We start from the raw sequence: 15,253 nt of genomic DNA on the forward strand, positions 1-15,253 counted from the left end.
TGATCCAGGGCGGCTCGCGGTCTCCGTATGCTGGTCGGGAGGGGGAGGAATGACGTATTACGCCGGAGGCTCGTGGCCGCCGCCGCCACCGCCGCCACCGCCGCCACCGCCGCCGCGGGCGCCGCGCCGAAGGCCGGGCAGGGCGCTGGGCGCGGTCGCCGCGGTGGCGATCGTCGCGGGCACGCTCGCGCTCATGGCCGTCGTGCCGCACGAGGTGTCCGGGCACGCGATCGCGGCCCCGGACGCCGACGCGATGCCGGACCGCCAGGACGCCAAACCGGTGCGCAAGCTCAGCGGCAACCCGTTGCTGGCCCAAGGGGTCGCGCTCGGTCCCGTGTCGTGCGACCTGCCGGAGCTGAGCCGGGACGCGGAGCAGCTCAAGACGTTCTACACCGCGCTGGTCGCCTGTCTGAAACAGGCGTGGCAGCCGGCGCTGGACAAAGCGGACGAGCCGAACCTGCCGGTGAAGGTGTCGGTCACGCTGCCGAAAACCAGCGCCTGCGGCAACGCGCCGTCCCGGGACGAAGCGGTCGCGTACTACTGCGGCGGCGACGCCACGATCTACGCGCCCACCGACTGGATGCTGGCGGACGCCGGGCTGAGCCGCGCCCGCCACCTGGCGACGCTCGCGCACGAGTACGGCCACCACGTCCAGCGCGAGAGCGGCATCCTCGACGCGGCGAGCGCCGAGATGGCTTCTCCGGAACCGACCAGCGACGCGGACAAGGCCGTCGTGCGCCGGATCGAGCTGCAGGCCAACTGTTTCGGCGCGCTGTTCCTGCACGCCGCGTCCGATCACGGGTCGATCAGCCGGGCCACCGCGAACGCCGCCGTCGCCGACTACGGCCGCGCCGACGACAGCGGCGACCACGGGACCCGCGCGAACCAGTTGGCCTGGGCGAAGGCCGGCTACACCGGAGCTGGCCCGGCTGCCTGCGACACCTGGTCGGCCCCGGCGGACAAGGTCAGCTGACCCGCCAGTCCGGGTCGCGGCCCAGCAGGCCGAGGAACTGGTCCAGTTCGCCTTCGTCGGTGCTGACGGGCACGACCGGCGCGAACGTCCCGCGCTCGATTCGGGCCTTCGGGTCGGCGGGGATCATGAGCGCGAACTGCAGCGCGGCGTGGACTGCCTCCGGCACCGGGTCGTACGCGACGTCGAGGGTCTTGGCCAGGTCCCAGCCGTGCGCGACGGTGTCGACGAGGTGCATTGCGATCGCGACTGTGCCGGTGAAGGTGCCGAAGGTGTTGATGGCGATCTGCCGTTCCGCGACGTCAGCTTCGCTGTACGCGGCGAGGTAGTCGGTCACCGAAGCTGCGTACGCGGCGTACGGGTCTTCGCCGAGCTGACCGCTGTCCCAGTCTTTCGCGGAGCCGGCGCGTGCTGCTTCGGCGAAGGCGTGGTTTTCGCTGACTTGGTGGCGGAGGAGGTCGGCGAGCGTCCAGCCGGCGCACGGCGTGGGCCGGTCGAGGTCCGCCGCGGTGGTCTTCGCGACGATGGGGTCGAGGACGAGAAGGGACTGCCGGTCGAGGTCGAACGTGGTCATGGGGTCACGCTAACCGCCAGATCGGTCCAGGAAGAGAGCCAAAGCGAAGCCAACTGCGGTGGACCAATCTAGGCTGGACGCGTGGACCTGCATCTGGACCTGTCCGGCACCCGCGGCCACCGCGATGAGATCTACCGCCAGATCCGCGAAGCGGTGCTCGACGGGCGGCTCCGCGACGGCGACGCGCTGCCGCCGACCCGGGAACTGGCGCACCAGCTGGCCGTTTCGCGCACCACCGTCACCGCCGCCTACGAACGCCTCACCGCGGAAGGATTCCTCGCCGGCCGGGTCGGAGCCGGCACTTACGTGCGGGCCGGCGCCGCGCCGCGTCCGGTCGAACCGGCCGGGCTCTCCGACGGCGTCCAGCCGCGTCCAGAGTGGACAGACGTACCCGCGCCGCCGAAAGCGTTCACCGGCCCGCCGGAGTTCGATTTCCGTGCTGGAGTGCCGGATGTGCGGCTGTTTCCGTTCGACACCTGGCGTCGGCTGATGACCCAGTCGTTGCGCGGTTCCCGCGCGGAGCTGATGACTTACGGCGAACCGCAAGGCGATCCCCGGCTGCGCACGGAACTCGCGCGGCACCTCGCGGTGTCCCGGAATGTTCGCGTACGACCCGAACACCTCGTGATCACCTCAGGCGCGCAGCAGACGATCGACCTCGTCGCCCGGGTCCTGCTGCGGCCGGGCGACCTGGCTGCGGTCGAGGATCCCGGTTACCCGCCGCCGCGCTTGTTGCTGGGCACGCTCGGCGTACGCGTCGCACCGGTTCCGGTGGACGACGAGGGCATCGTGGTCGACGCGATCCCGCCGGGCACTCGTCTGGTGCACGTGACGCCGTCGCACCAGTATCCGCTCGGTGTCGCGATGTCGCCGTCTCGCCGGCGAGCGTTGCTGGATTGGGCTGAGGACAACGGGGCCGTCGTGGTCGAGGACGATTACGACACCGAGTTCCGCTACTCCGGACGTCCGCTGGAACCGTTGCACAGCTTGGATTCTCACGGCCGGGTGGTCTACGTCGGTTCGTTCTCGAAGGTCCTGTCGCCCGCGCTGCGGCTGGGTTTTCTCGCCGCGCCGCCCGCGTTGGCGGAGGCGATCGTGAAGGCGAAATATCTCGCCGACTGGCATTCCCCGGGCATCGAGCAGGCGGTGGTCGCGGCGTTCATCGCCGAAGGCGGGTTCGCCCGGCACGTCCGCCGGATGCGCGGCATCTACCGCGCCCGCCACGACCTGCTCGTGGACGGTCTGCGGGCCGAATTCGGCGACGTGCTGGAGCCGGTGCCCGCGTCGGCCGGTCTGCACCTGAGCGCGTCGGCGGACCGGGACCTGCGCGGCTTCGCGCGGAAGGCGACCGGGGCGGGGGTCCGGCTGTTCTCACTCGGCGATTTCTCCGTGGCGGCGCGGCGGCACGGACTGCTGTTCGGCTACGGCGCGATCGCCACCGACCGGATCGGACCCGGGCTCGCCCGGTTGCGCCGGGTGTTCGACGGATGAGCGCGTTACCACGAACGGACGCATCCCGCTGGACTTTCGCACACGGCAGCGGGGCCCTAACCTGATGTGACCCGACTCACCGAGGAGAGGGCATCGCCATGCGGATTGCGGATGTGCTTCAGCGCAAGGGCGCGACGGTCGCCACTGTGTCGCCGGGTACCACGGTCGCCGAGCTGCTGGCGGGGCTCGCCCGGCACAACGTCGGCGCGATGGTCGTGGTGGACGCCGAAGGCGGGATCGCCGGGATCGTGTCCGAACGCGACGTCGTGCGCAGGCTCAACGACCACGGTCCCTCGGTCCTGCAGGGGCCGGTCGCGGACATCATGACCACCATGGTCGCGAGCTGCACCCCGGACGATCCGGTGGACCAGCTCAGCGTGGTGATGACCGAACGGCGGATCCGGCACGTGCCGGTGCTCGACGGCGGGCGCCTCGCCGGGATCGTGAGCATCGGCGACGTGGTGAAGATCCGGATGGAGCAGCTGGAACAGAGCCAGGAACAGCTGGAGGCCTACATCTCCCAGGGCTGACGCCTCACTCGCGCCAGCCGCTGAGCTCGACGCCCTTCGCGACGTCCACCCGGTAGCCGAGCGAGACCGTCGCGGACGCCCCGGGCGCGATCGTGAGCCGCCAGGTGAACTGGCCCAGTTCGGTGCGCTCGACCGGCTCCGGGCTCAGCCGCAGGTCCCGCACGGTGATCGAGTCGTCCCGGGAGACCGGGGCCTGGTCGAGCACGGCCACCACGGCTTCGCGCGGGCTGTGGTTGGTCACTGTCGTCAGGTAATCGGCTTCGCGGCGGCGTTGCGTGGAGAACGTCGCCTTGCTGGCACTGCGCTTGACCAGTTCGCGTTCGACACGGATTCGGTCGTCGACGCCGAGGGCGAGTTCGAGTTCCTCGCCGGGAGCCCACAGCTCTAGCTGCGTGCTGCCGACGAATTCGGCTTCGTGGAACACCGCGGCGCGACCGGCGCGAAGCGTGTGCTCGGCGGTGTTGACCACCTTCGCGCGCAGGTAGGCCTCTTCAGCCTGCGTCGGCGCGGTCACGTAGTCGAGTTCGGCCGTGAGGTCCAGTTGCGCGAGCGTTGTCCGGTGGCCTTGCGCGCCGGACGGGATCGCGACCGGGCGCGCCGGGCGGTAGGTGACTGCGGTGGCGCCTTGCTCCACCGCGGAGAGCTTCGCGGCGAAGCCGTCTCGACCGGCTCCTGCTGCGCCGCCGTACGCCATCGCAGGGGCCGCCATCGCAGCTCGCGGCTGGGGTGGCGGAGGCTGCTGCCGATCCAGGTACCAGGGCTGGAGTTCCGGGATCACGACGGTGTTCGCCGGGCGAGCGGTGGACAGTGTCAGCTCGCACTCCGGCCAGTCCTCGCCGGTGTGCTGGCTGACGAGCCCGTACGAGGTGACCGTGACGTCAGTGCCGCGTACGCGGACGTCGTATCCCGGTTCCCAGCGCGCGCCGGGGACTACATAGGACAGTTCGATTTCGGCGGTGGCAGGGGATTCCAGCTCCACGGTGATCGTCGAACTGTCCTGTTCGGACTGTGCGCTGCGGGTTTCGATCTGACGGTCAAGCGCAGCAAGGTCTTCGCGCAGCCGTTCGAGCCTTGTGGCGAGCGCGCGGCGTTCCTTGAGCGCCACCGCTAACTGCGTGCTGAGCGCTTCGCTCACTTCTTGCACGCGTCCCGGTTCGGCGTCGCCGCCGGCCAACGCCTTCGCGAAGCTTGCTCCGCTGCGTCGTGAGACGCCGGTCAACAGGTCGACGCGCGCCGCAGCAGCGCTCTCGTCGTCCGCGACCTCGTCGACAGTCGCTTGATCCGCGCGTCGCTGCTCCACGAGCGCGCGCAGCGTTGGGTCCGCAGGCGCGGCGTGCTGCGCGTACGCGACGTCAACGCCGGTGACCAACGCGTCGCCCGAGCCGCTGACGCGCACCGAAGCAGCGTCGAGCGACAGGGGGAGACCCGTGATCTCTACGCGGGAACCGTCGGCCGGAGTGACTTGAGAGCGACGGGTGACGCGCGCGTTCTGCGGATAGACCGTGACCGTGGCGATCGGTGCGTCCATGGCTCCGACGTTAGTCGGTTGACGCGAGTTGCGGTTGACGGAACTCTCAACTTGCTCGCCTGCTTCGTCCAGCTTGGGGGTTCTGGTGGGAGTTGCCGCTCGAGTCGCTGCCGTTTTCGTCGCAGTGGCCATGTTGTCCGTGCCCGCGGTCGCTGAAGCCGCTTCGCCGCCAGCGCCGGTTTTCACCGACGGTCAAGCGCAGGCGGTCTTCGATCCGGCTGACGTCATCCGCGAGGACGTCTGGGTCACCGCGCCCGTCGACAGCGACCACGACGGGAAGCCTGACCTCGTACACGCGCAAGTGGTGCGTCCGCGAGCCACGGAGCAGGGCATGAAGGTGCCTGTCGTGTACGAAGCGAGCCCGTACTTCGCGGGCGGCAACGACGTGCCGAACCACGACGTCGACACCGAGCTGTACGTGCCGGGTCCGCATGTCGCGGCACCGATCGGCTGGAGCTACCAGAACTACTTCACCGCGCGCGGATTCGCTGTCGTGTACGGCGAATCCCTCGGCACCGGGCTGTCCACCGGCTGTCCGACGACCGGCGACGTGAACGAGACCATCGGCGCGCGTTCCGTGGTCGACTGGCTGAACGGCCGCGCCGAAGCGCACGACAAGGCCGGCGCGCCCGTCGCGGCGAGCTGGAGCACCGGGAAGACCGGAATGATGGGCGTGTCCTACAACGGCACGCTGCCCAACGCCGTGGCGAGCACCGGTGTCGAAGGACTCGAGACGATCGTGCCGATCGCTGCCATTTCGAGCTGGTACGGCTACTACCGCAACGCCGGCGCGGTCGTCGCTCCCGGCGGATACCAGGGCGAGGACACGGACGTGCTCGCCGGCTACGTCTACTCGCGCGCCGACCAGCAGGTCTGCCGTCCGGTGCTCGACGGCCTCACCGCCGATCAGGACCGGCTGACCGGGGACTACAGCCAGTTCTGGGACGTGCGGAACTACCGCGACGACGTCGGCAAGGTGCACGCGTCGGTGCTGGCGGTGCACGGGCTGAACGACTGGAACGTGAAGACCGAACAGGTCGCGACCTGGTACGAAGCGCTCAAGAAGCACGGCGTCGAGCACAAGATCTGGCTGCACCAGTCCGGCCATGCGGACCCGATTTCGCTGCGTCGCGACGTCTGGCTGACGACGTTGAACAAGTGGATGTCGCACTACCTCTACGGCGTCGACAACGGCATCGAGCGCGAGCCGAAGGCGACCATCCAGCGCGAGGACAAGTCGTGGGTCGACGAGGCCGAGTGGCCCGCGCCAGGCACTTCGGACGTCGAGCTGCACCCGTGGCCGGGCGGACGTTCGACCGGGACACTCGACCGGCAGCCGGTGCCAGGCCGTCCGACCGTCGAAACGCTTTCCGACGACGCGAGCAAGAAGATCGAACAGCTCGCCGACGCGGCGTCGTCCGGGAACCGCTTGCGCTACCGTACTTCCGCGACCACGGAGCCGGTGCGGCTGTCCGGCACGGCGAAGGCCGAGCTGCGGCTGTCGTTCGACCGCCCTGCCGCGAACGTCACCGCGGTGCTGCTCGACCGTGCGCCGGACGGCACTTCCCACGTGATCAGCCGGGGCTGGACGGACCCGCAGAACCGCGTCAGCCCGTCGATCACGTCGCCGATCACGCCCGGACAGCGGTACCGCATCGAGGTTTCGCTGATGCCCAAGGACTACATCGTGGCGGCCGGGCATCGGCTGGAGTTCGTGCTGGCCTCCAGCGACCACGACTTCACGCTGCGGCCGGAGCCGGGCACCGGGCTGTCGCTGGATCTGACCGGGACGACTGTGACGCTGCCGATCGTCGGCGGGAAGCAGGCGTTCTACTCGGCGATCCCGGCGCGGTAGGCGAAGGCGACGGCTTGCGCGCGGTCGCGCAGTCCTGCCTTGGCGAACAGGTGATTGACGTGCGTCTTCACCGTCGCCTCGCTGACTACGAGAGTGCGCGCGATTTCCGTGTTCGACAGGCCGGCCGCGATCAGCCGCAACACCTCGACTTCGCGTGCGGTGAGGCCTTCCAGCTCCTTCGTGCGTACCGGGGAGCGGCTTGTCGCAGCCGCTACCAGCCGTTGCTGGAGTGCGCCGTCCACAGTGGACTGACCGGCGGCGGCTGAACGGAGCGCGCGGACGATCGCGTCGGCGTCGGCGTCCTTCGTGAGGAACCCGCGTGCGCCTGCTTTGAGCGCGGCGAGCAGGGAATCGTCGTCGGCGTACGTGGTGAGGACGACTACCTCGGTCTTCGGATGCTGCGCGCGCACCAGTTCAGTGGTCTCGACGCCGTCGCGGTTCGGCATGCGCAGATCGACGAGCAGTACGTCCGGCTGGTGCTCGGCGACAAGTTCGAGAGCCTGTACGCCGTCTGCCGCCGCGCCTACGACCTCGACGCCCGGCAGCAGGCCGAGCAGCGTTACGAGCCCTTCGCGCACCACTGCCTGGTCGTCGGCCAGCACCACGCGCAGCGTCACGCCGGCACTGTCAGCTGAATCCGCCATCCGTCCTCCCCAGGGCCGCATTCGAGCTTCCCGTTCAACAGCGCGGCCCGTTCGCCCATGCCTCGCAAACCGTATCCCGGCGACGGCGGCTCCGGCGGACGGCGGCCCTGGTGGTCGATGATCGTTAAGTCGACTTCGTCGTTGTTGAAGGCCACCGTGACGTCTACGGCGGGACCGCCCGCGTGTTTGCGCGAGTTCGCGAGGGCTTCCTGTACGGCGCGTACGAGCGTGGTGCCGACAGCTGCGTCTAGCTCGCGTGGTTCGCCTTCGATCACCAGGTCGGCGCGAGAGCCGGTGTCGAGCCTGTACGCGGCGAGAAGGTCCGATACTGAGCGCTCGACGGGTACCGCGTCTTCGCGCAGCGCGGCGACGGCCTCGCGTGCTTCGGCGAGACCGTCTGTCGCCAGCTTCTGCGCGCGTTCTATCTGCGCGAGAGACTCTTCGCTCGCACCGTCGCGGACCAGCATCAGGCGCGCGCCCTGAAGGTTGAGCGCGAGACCGGCGAGGGAGTGCGCGAGGACGTCGTGCAGTTCGCGGGCGATGCGCGCGCGTTCGGCGAGGGCGGCAGCGCGAGCGTGCTCCTCGCTCGCGGTCTGGGCGCGGGCGAGCGCGAGTTCGGTCTGTTCCAGCCGTTCCGCGCGGCCTCGGCGGTTGGCCGCGAGCAGCACCATCACGACGAGGACGGCGAAGAGGGCGACCGCGTTCAGCCAGTCGAGCTCGTAGGCGATCGACCAGACGAGGATCGTCGCCGAAGCCACGGCGAGCGCGACAGCCGCCGCGATCCGGCTGCTCACGCGCAGGGTGTAGAAGACCGCGCCGAACATCGTCGTCGAGGTCCAGCTGCTCGGCTGAAGGATCCAGAGCGCTCCCGCCGCGGCCACCACGGCGATCATGGTCGCGGGCATCAGCCAGCGCGGCTTCGACTCGCGGGTGAGCCACAGGGCCGGGACGGACAGTACGAGGATCAGCCCGATCAGCGGCCACGTCCACGGTCGCGCGTGCGGGATCGCGAACAGCGGCGGCACGGCGAGCACGCCCCAGCGCACCCAGTCGGCGCCCTCGAACCGCCGCCGGGCGTTGGCGAGCGAGGCCGCCGGTGTGCCCATGGGTCCTCCCCGTCGTCTTGTACGGAAAATGTACTGGCTCGGGCTTGGCTGGAGGGCGTCGGACATTTCCCCCACCAGGAGGTACGCCCCATGTCCAGGTTGAGACGGTTCGCGGCGGTCGCGGCCGCGGTGGCCTTGCCCGCGTGCGGCCTGACGCTCGCCGCCCAGTCGGCGGCGTCCGCGGCTCCCAACTTCCAGGTGCCGTTCAAGTGCGGCGTCACGGTCACCGCGGCGACCTTCAGCGGCCACAACCCGGCCAACTCGGTCGACTTCCAGAAGTCCGGCATCACCGGCATGCCGGTGCTCGCGGCCGCGCCCGGGACGGTCACGCGCGTCGCGAACGAGGGCAGCACCAGCTACGGCCGCTGGATCGAACTGGACCACGGCGGCGGCTGGCGGACCCGGTACGCGCACCTGTCCGAGCAGGAAGTCTCGGTGGGCCAGAGCGTCGGGCAGGGCAAGGAGATCGGCAAGGCGGGCGCGACCGGCGGGGTGACCGGACCGCACCTGCATTTCGAAGAGAACTTGAACGGCGTGACGCAGAAGGCCGTGCTGAACGGCGTCGCGGTGCCGTACTACGGCAAGAAGGACTTCACGAGCAAGAACGGCTGCGGCGGCAACCCGTACTCGGCGACGCAGGTGTGCGGGTCGGGCTTCTCGGTGATCGACCAGCAGGCGCTGGGCTCGGCGGGCACCGCGTACCTGCTGTACAACTCGTCTTCCAAAGAGAACTGCGTGACGACCCTGAAGGCGGTTTCGCTGGGGACCGCGAGCGCGGCTTCGGCGTTCTTGGAGGTGCAGGGCTCGACCAGGGCTACGGATTCGGGGAACTTCACCTACTACGCGGGTCCGGTGAAGAAGACTGCCGGTTCGACGTGCGTCAAGTGGGGCGGTTCGGTCGGCTCTTCGTCGTACGAGAGCCCGTTCGAACACTGCGGGTGAGTTTGTCTTGACCGATGCTGCCGGAGCCTTCTCGCCGGCTCCGGCAGCATTTGTCTATTGTGGACAGTGTTGGCCGATGCACACCCCACCGACAATTTCCGCCGGTTCTCTTCGCCGGTGACGCGGTTGTCCACAACGGCCCGCCGTCGTCCACAGATTTGCCTCGCGGGCCTTGACTCGCGTTTTTCCGGCGCACAGTGGAGGCGTGACCACCTCGACGCCGCCCGGCATCTCCCGGGCCACCCTCCGCAATCCGGCCGACCTCATCGCCTCCCTCCCGTACCTGCTCGGCTTCTGTCCGGCTGATTCCCTTGTGCTGCTGGGCCATCGCGTACCCGGCACCACGATCGGCCTGATGCTGCGCGCCGACCTGCCGGCGCGAGAACTCCAAGCAGAGCAAGCCGATGCGCTGATCCCGCGCTTCGCCAATCGCGAGCACAACGGTGTCACCGTCGTCCTCGTGGGCGGCTCGGCCGACGAAAACGGTCCACCCCACAGGGAATTCTTGGCCGAGCTTCAGCGGGTCCTGGCTCGGCACAGCCTCCGTCTGTTCCACGCACTGTGGGCGTCCGAGATCGAACCCGGTGCGGAATGGGCGTGCTATCTGGATCCGGATTGCGGCGGCGTGGTGCCCGATCCGCAGGAGACGGTCATCGCTGCGGCAACCACGGAGGCTGGGTTCGTCGTCTTCCGCAGCCGTGAAGAGCTGGCCGCCGTACTGGAACCGCGTTCCCCGGAAGCGATCACCCGTCGCGCCGAGTTGCTGGCATCGTCCCCGGAACCGTTGTACAGCCCCGGAATGTCGCGGAGCGATGTCTTGGACGCCGCGGTGACCGAACTCCGCGATGCGTTCCTCCGCCAGCGTCGAGGTGCGGGCCCTCCTGATGACGACCAAGCCGTCCGGCTGGCCCATGCGCTGATGTTCACCCCCATCCGGGACGCGTGCATGGCCTTGGCGGTCCCACCGCATACGTCCCTGACCCGGGAGGCGGAGGAGGTGTGGCTGACGCTCGTCCGTGAATTGCCGCCGCCGCACCGCGCCGAGGCCGCGCTCTATCTCGGCTACACCGCTTTGATGCGCGGGGAAGGAGCGCTCGCGGGGATGGCGCTGGCGAACGCTGTCGAGGCCGACCCTGACCACATGGTGGCGCAGTTGCTGCAGACCGCGTGGAACATCGGCACGGATCCGGCGAAACTGGCTGGCCTCGCCGACTTGAGCACTGCGGTGGATCTCGGGTTGTCTCCGCCGTCGGAACCGGGGAGCGGCGCCGAGCGGGACCGGGGTCGAAGATCGGGGCCGCCGAGGGGGATGAGGTGACCAGGCCTTGGCCACGCGTCGGACGGCAGGCCGAGACGCGCTCCCGTGAACCGGTTCGATACCGCGGTGGCGGACGGGGTTCTGGCCGAAGGACGGCACGGTGCCCGAGCCGGATTCCTTCCGCGGTCCCGAGCTGATGCCGCACCGGTGAGTCCTCAGTGGACCTTGGTGCCCTGCCTCGGCGCGTCCGAACGACGCTCATGGTTCGCCGCAAACGATGCGGGGCGGGGATCTAGCCCGGATCCCCGCCCCGAAACACCACCCGCACCAGACCCGTCCGCAGCGCGCCGCCACGGTCCTGAGCCCAGCCGGGGACTCGCCGTCAGGAAGGACGCGACTGGGTGAACTGCCAAGCGTCCGAGACGATCCCGTCCAGGTCGGTCAGCTTGGGGGTCCAGCCGAGTTCGCCGTTGGCCTTGTCGCTCGACGCGACCAGCACCGACGGGTCGCCGGCGCGGCGCGGGGCCACGACGGCGGGGATCGCGTGCCCGGTGACCCGGCGGCAGGCTTCCACGACCTCCAGCACCGAGAACCCGGTGCCGCTGCCGAGGTTGTAGATGCGGTGCTCGCCGGCGGCGGCGTGGCGCAGGGCGAGGAGGTGGGCGTCGGCGAGGTCGACCACGTGGATGTAGTCGCGGACGGCCGTTTTGTCGGGCGTCGGGTAGTCGTCGCCGTAGATGGAGATGTGGTCGCGATCGCCGGTCGCGACCTGGAGAACGAGAGGAATGAGATGGGTTTCGGTGGTGTGCCGTTCGCCGAACGCGCCGTAGGCTCCGGCCACGTTGAAGTACCGCAGGCTGACCGCGGCGATGCCGTGGGCGCGGGAGAAGCTGGTGATCGCGTGGTCGATGGCGAGCTTCGACGCGCCGTAGGTGTTGGTCGGCTGCGTCGGGGCCGTTTCCGGGATCGGCGACACGTCGGGCTCGCCGTAGGTCGCCGCGGTCGAGGAGAACACCAGGCGCGGCGTGCCGTGCTTCTTCATCGCCTCCAGCAGCCGCAGCGAGGTCACCACGTTGCCTTCCCAGTACTTCGCCGGGTCGGCCATCGACTCGCCCACCAGCGATTTCGCGGCGAAGTGCAGCACGCCGTCGAAACCCTCGCCGAGAAGGTCCGCGGCGACCTCGGCGGCGTCGCCCTCGACGAAGCGCGCCTGCGGGTGCACCGCGTCCGCGTGCCCGGTCGACAGGTCGTCCACCACGGTGACCTGGTGACCCGCTTCGATGAGGCGGGCGGCGCACACGCTGCCCACGTACCCCGCGCCGCCCGTCACGATGAGTTTCAGGGGGCTTTGCTGGTCCGTCACGTCAAGGCCTTTCTGCTGAGGGGTGGCGACTCTGCGGCACAGTCTCCCCTCAGTGCGACGCGACGGACCCTCCGGGGGTTGCTCCGGAAATCAGGCTTCGTCGCGGCCCGCGCCGCGCGACGGGACCGCCGTGAACATCCGCGGGCGGCGGAACCCGGCCTGCTCGCAGGCGGTTTCGACCGCGGTGCGCACTCCGTCCAGATCCTCGTCGCGGACCAGTGCGATCGCCGAGCCGCCGAACCCGCCGCCGGTCATCCGCGCGCCCAGCGCGCCTGCCGACCGGGCCGAGTCGACCGCGAGGTCGAGCTCGGGCGTCGAGATGCGGTAGTCGTCGCGCATGCTCACGTGCGAAGCGTCGAGGTGCGGCCCGATCTCGGCGAGCTTCTTCTCGCGCAGCAACGCGACCACGTCGAGCACCCGCTGGTTCTCGGTGACCACGTGGCGCACCAGCGGAACCAGATCCTCGGGCAGGCGCCCGAGAGCCTCGTCGAGGCCGTCGAGCGCGACGTCGCGCAGCGCCTTCACGCCGAGCAGTTCCGCCGCGCGCTCGGTGCCGCGCCGCCGGGCGCCGTAGCCGCCGTCGGCGTGGGAATGCTTGGTGCGGGTGTCCATGATCAGCACCCGGAGCCCGGCTTCGCCGAGCGGGAACGGCACCTGCTCCATCTCGCCCGAGCGGACGTCGAGGAACAGCACCCGCGAATCCTCGCAGCACAGCGACGCCGTCTGGTCGAGCAGCCCGGTGGGCGCGCCGACGAAGTCGTTTTCCGACCGCTGCACCCAGCGCGCGATCTCCGGGCGCGCGGGAGTGCTCGCGCCGCCGTCTTCGAGTTCCACCCCGGCCACGCCCAGCAAAGCCAGCGAAACCGCGCATTCCAGCGCGTGAGAGGAGGAAAGCCCGGCCCCGGACGGCACGTCGCCGGCGATGACCAGGTCGGCTCCATCTGCGAAACCCTGGTCGCGCAGCACCCACGCCACCCCGGCGGGATACGCGGCCCATCCCGGCACCGAACCCGGTTCGAGCGCGGCGATGTCGTGCGGCCCCGAGTGCTGCAGCTGCCCGTCGTCGCCGAGCGTGGCGACCTGGAGCTTGCCGTCCTGGCGCGGGGAAGCGGCCGCGGCGAGCCGGTGCGGGAGCGCGAAAGGCAGCACGAAACCGTCGTTGTAGTCGGTGTGCTCGCCGATCAGGTTCACCCGGCCCGGCGCGGACCACACGCCTGCCGGGGCCCGCCCGTGGACCTCCCGGAACGCGCGCGCCGCGTCGGTCGCCGGGGTCACTTGGCGAGCGCCAGCACGGCGTGCAGCGCCGCGGTGGACACCTGCGCCGTGGTCTCGGTGCCCTTGACCTCGACGGTCGCGCTCCCGCCGGAAGCCTTGCCGACCGTGACGAGCCCGCCGGGCACGATCCCGACCGTCCGCAGCTCGGTGAGCAGCGACTCGTCGAGCTGCACGTGCTCGGCGATGCGGCGGATCTCCACCTCGCCGCCGCCGGTGCGGGCGTACTCGTCGAGGCGCACCAGGCCGTCCTCGGCGCGCGGCGCGGGATCGCCGTCGCCGAGCTTGTCGAGGCCGGGGATCGGGTTGCCGTAGGGCGACGTGGTCGGGTGGTCGAGCAGCTTCACCAGCTTGCGCTCGACGGCCTCGCTCATCACGTGCTCCCAGCGGCACGCCTCGTTGTGCACGTGCTCCCACTCGAGGCCGATCACGTCGACGAGGAGGCGTTCGGCGAGCCGGTGCTTGCGCATGACCGCGACGGCGAGGTCGTGGCCGTGGTCGGTGAGCTGCAGATGCCGGTCGTCGGCGACGACGACCAGCCCGTCGCGCTCCATCCTGGCCACGGTCTGGCTCACGGTGGGGCCGCTCTGCTGCAGCCGCTCCGCGATCCGGGCCCGCAGCGGGACGACCCCTTCCTCTTCGAGCTCGTAGATGGTACGCAGGTACATCTCGGTGGTGTCGATGAGATCGTTCACGCTGTCCCCTTCGTCCGCGTAGCTCATCGTAGTCGTTGGCCCCGACAGCGACGGCCCGCCTCGGCGTAACGGCGCGGCCCCGCCGAAAAGTCCTGCCCTGATGCGCGAACCGCGTCCGGACCTGCAGGATGGGGCCATGCGACCGTTGATCTCGCCCGCTGAGCTCGCCGCGTTCCCCGATCGCGAGCGTCCCGTCGTGCTGGACGTCCGCTGGCGGCTCGGCGGACCGCCCGGAGCGGAGTCCTACCAGGAGGGACACGTGCCCGGGGCGGTGTTCGTCGACCTCGACACGGCGCTGGCCGCTCCACCCGGAGACGGCGGCCGCCACCCGCTGCCCGACCCGGCGGTGCTGCAGCGTGAGCTGCGCAAAGCGGGCGTTCGGGACGGGCGCGCGGTGGTCGTGTACGACGACGCCGACGGTTCGGTCGCCGCGCGGGCCTGGTGGCTGCTGCGCTGGGCCGGCCATCCGGAGGTCGCGGTGCTCGACGGCGGTTACACAGCGTGGCTGGCCGAGGGGCGGGAAGTGACGGCCGAGGCGCCGTCGCCGGAGCCGGGCGACATCGAGGTCCGGCCGGGCGGCATGCCGGTCCTGTCGGCGGACGACGCGGCGGTGCTCGCGCGCGAAGGCGTGCTGTTCGACGCGCGGGCGCACGTCCGCTACACGGGCGAGACCGAGCCGGTCGACCCGCGGGCCGGGCACATTCCGGGGGCGGTGAGCGCGCCGTCGTCCGAGCACGCGGGCGCGGACGGGCGCTGGAAGTCGCCGTCCGAACTTGCCGAACGGTTCTCGGCGCTCGGTTTGGCCGAGGACGTTCCGGTCGGCGCTTACTGCGGTTCGGGCGTGACGGCGTCGTCGGTGGTGCTCGCGCTGGAGGTGGCGGGGCGGACGGAGCCTGCCGCGCTGTATGCGGGGTCGTGGTCGCACTGGTCGCGCGATCCGGAACGTCCGGCGGCCACCGGTCCCGAGCGCGGCTGAATTCGCCGGAACTTTCGGTGCCGCGGGCCGACTTTTCGTCCGGAAGGCT

Annotated in this window: 14 protein-coding genes; 7 read left to right on the forward strand and 7 right to left on the reverse strand. The window is 70.3% G+C overall.

The window, feature by feature from the left end:
* Positions 1 to 49 precede the first annotated feature (49 nt).
* Positions 50 to 973, forward strand: a complete 924-nt coding sequence (locus ACFXI3_RS21685) for a neutral zinc metallopeptidase (protein ID WP_378401627.1) — start codon at positions 50 to 52, stop codon at positions 971 to 973.
* On the opposite strand, the gene ACFXI3_RS21690 is transcribed toward ACFXI3_RS21685, so the two are convergent.
* A complete protein-coding gene (locus ACFXI3_RS21690) occupies positions 966 to 1,544 on the reverse strand; it encodes a TIGR03086 family metal-binding protein (RefSeq protein ID WP_378401629.1) in 579 nt (192 codons plus the stop codon). The genes ACFXI3_RS21685 and ACFXI3_RS21690 overlap by 8 nt on opposite strands.
* An 81-nt stretch (positions 1,545 to 1,625) precedes the next feature.
* On the opposite strand from ACFXI3_RS21690, the gene ACFXI3_RS21695 reads away from it, so the two are divergent.
* Positions 1,626 to 3,035, forward strand: a complete 1,410-nt coding sequence (locus ACFXI3_RS21695) for a PLP-dependent aminotransferase family protein (RefSeq protein WP_378401631.1) — start codon at positions 1,626 to 1,628, stop codon at positions 3,033 to 3,035.
* Positions 3,036 to 3,133: 98 nt separating this feature from the next.
* A complete protein-coding gene (locus ACFXI3_RS21700) occupies positions 3,134 to 3,565 on the forward strand; it encodes a CBS domain-containing protein (RefSeq protein ID WP_344267923.1) in 432 nt (143 codons plus the stop codon).
* A gap of 4 nt (positions 3,566 to 3,569) precedes the next feature.
* Here ACFXI3_RS21700 and ACFXI3_RS21705 read toward each other — a convergent pair whose 3' ends face one another.
* Positions 3,570 to 5,093: a DUF4139 domain-containing protein gene (locus ACFXI3_RS21705; RefSeq protein WP_378401632.1), complete on the reverse strand. Its 1,524-nt coding sequence runs from the start codon at positions 5,091 to 5,093 to the stop codon at positions 3,570 to 3,572.
* A gap of 130 nt (positions 5,094 to 5,223) precedes the next feature.
* Here ACFXI3_RS21705 and ACFXI3_RS21710 point away from each other — a divergent pair, with 130 nt between their 5' ends.
* Positions 5,224 to 6,948 (forward strand): Xaa-Pro dipeptidyl-peptidase, encoded by a 1,725-nt coding sequence (locus ACFXI3_RS21710; protein ID WP_378401633.1) that lies wholly within the window; start codon positions 5,224 to 5,226, stop codon positions 6,946 to 6,948.
* On the opposite strand, the gene ACFXI3_RS21715 is transcribed toward ACFXI3_RS21710, so the two are convergent.
* Together ACFXI3_RS21715 and ACFXI3_RS21720 are read right to left on the reverse strand one after the other, a co-directional pair.
* Positions 6,924 to 7,565: a response regulator transcription factor gene (locus ACFXI3_RS21715; RefSeq protein ID WP_344268544.1), complete on the reverse strand. Its 642-nt coding sequence runs from the start codon at positions 7,563 to 7,565 to the stop codon at positions 6,924 to 6,926. The two genes, ACFXI3_RS21710 and ACFXI3_RS21715, sit on opposite strands and share 25 nt — an antisense overlap.
* Complete coding sequence (locus ACFXI3_RS21720) at positions 7,562 to 8,698, reverse strand: sensor histidine kinase (protein ID WP_378401634.1); 1,137 nt, start codon at positions 8,696 to 8,698, stop codon at positions 7,562 to 7,564. Before ACFXI3_RS21720 ends, ACFXI3_RS21715 begins: the two co-directional genes overlap by 4 nt.
* 90 nt (positions 8,699 to 8,788) lie before the next feature.
* Between ACFXI3_RS21720 and ACFXI3_RS21725 the strand changes: the two genes are divergently transcribed.
* Together ACFXI3_RS21725 and ACFXI3_RS21730 are read left to right on the forward strand one after the other, a co-directional pair.
* A complete protein-coding gene (locus tag ACFXI3_RS21725; protein ID WP_378401635.1) occupies positions 8,789 to 9,640 on the forward strand; it encodes a M23 family metallopeptidase in 852 nt (283 codons plus the stop codon).
* A gap of 205 nt (positions 9,641 to 9,845) precedes the next feature.
* Positions 9,846 to 10,958 carry a DUF4192 domain-containing protein gene (locus ACFXI3_RS21730; RefSeq protein ID WP_378401636.1) on the forward strand — a complete coding sequence of 371 codons (1,113 nt, stop codon included), beginning with the start codon at positions 9,846 to 9,848 and terminating at the stop codon, positions 10,956 to 10,958.
* Between the two features lie 322 nt (positions 10,959 to 11,280).
* On the opposite strand, the gene galE is transcribed toward ACFXI3_RS21730, so the two are convergent.
* From galE to ACFXI3_RS21745, 3 genes are all read right to left on the reverse strand, one after another.
* Positions 11,281 to 12,261, reverse strand: a complete 981-nt coding sequence (galE, locus tag ACFXI3_RS21735) for a UDP-glucose 4-epimerase GalE (protein ID WP_378401637.1) — start codon at positions 12,259 to 12,261, stop codon at positions 11,281 to 11,283.
* A 90-nt stretch (positions 12,262 to 12,351) separates the two neighbouring features.
* A complete protein-coding gene (galK, locus tag ACFXI3_RS21740) occupies positions 12,352 to 13,536 on the reverse strand; it encodes a galactokinase (protein ID WP_378401638.1) in 1,185 nt (394 codons plus the stop codon).
* Positions 13,533 to 14,255, reverse strand: a complete 723-nt coding sequence (locus ACFXI3_RS21745; RefSeq protein WP_344267907.1) for a metal-dependent transcriptional regulator — start codon at positions 14,253 to 14,255, stop codon at positions 13,533 to 13,535. The genes galK and ACFXI3_RS21745 overlap by 4 nt, the downstream gene beginning before the upstream one ends.
* Positions 14,256 to 14,364: 109 nt before the next feature.
* Between ACFXI3_RS21745 and ACFXI3_RS21750 the strand changes: the two genes are divergently transcribed.
* The gene (locus ACFXI3_RS21750; protein WP_378401640.1) at positions 14,365 to 15,204 is read left to right on the forward strand and encodes a sulfurtransferase; all 840 of its coding nucleotides are present in this window, start codon (positions 14,365 to 14,367) and stop codon (positions 15,202 to 15,204) included.
* Positions 15,205 to 15,253: the final 49 nt, after the last annotated feature.

It is taken from the genome of Amycolatopsis sp. NPDC059235, assembly GCF_042754125.1.
GTDB lineage: Bacteria > Actinomycetota > Actinomycetes > Mycobacteriales > Pseudonocardiaceae > Amycolatopsis > Amycolatopsis albidoflava.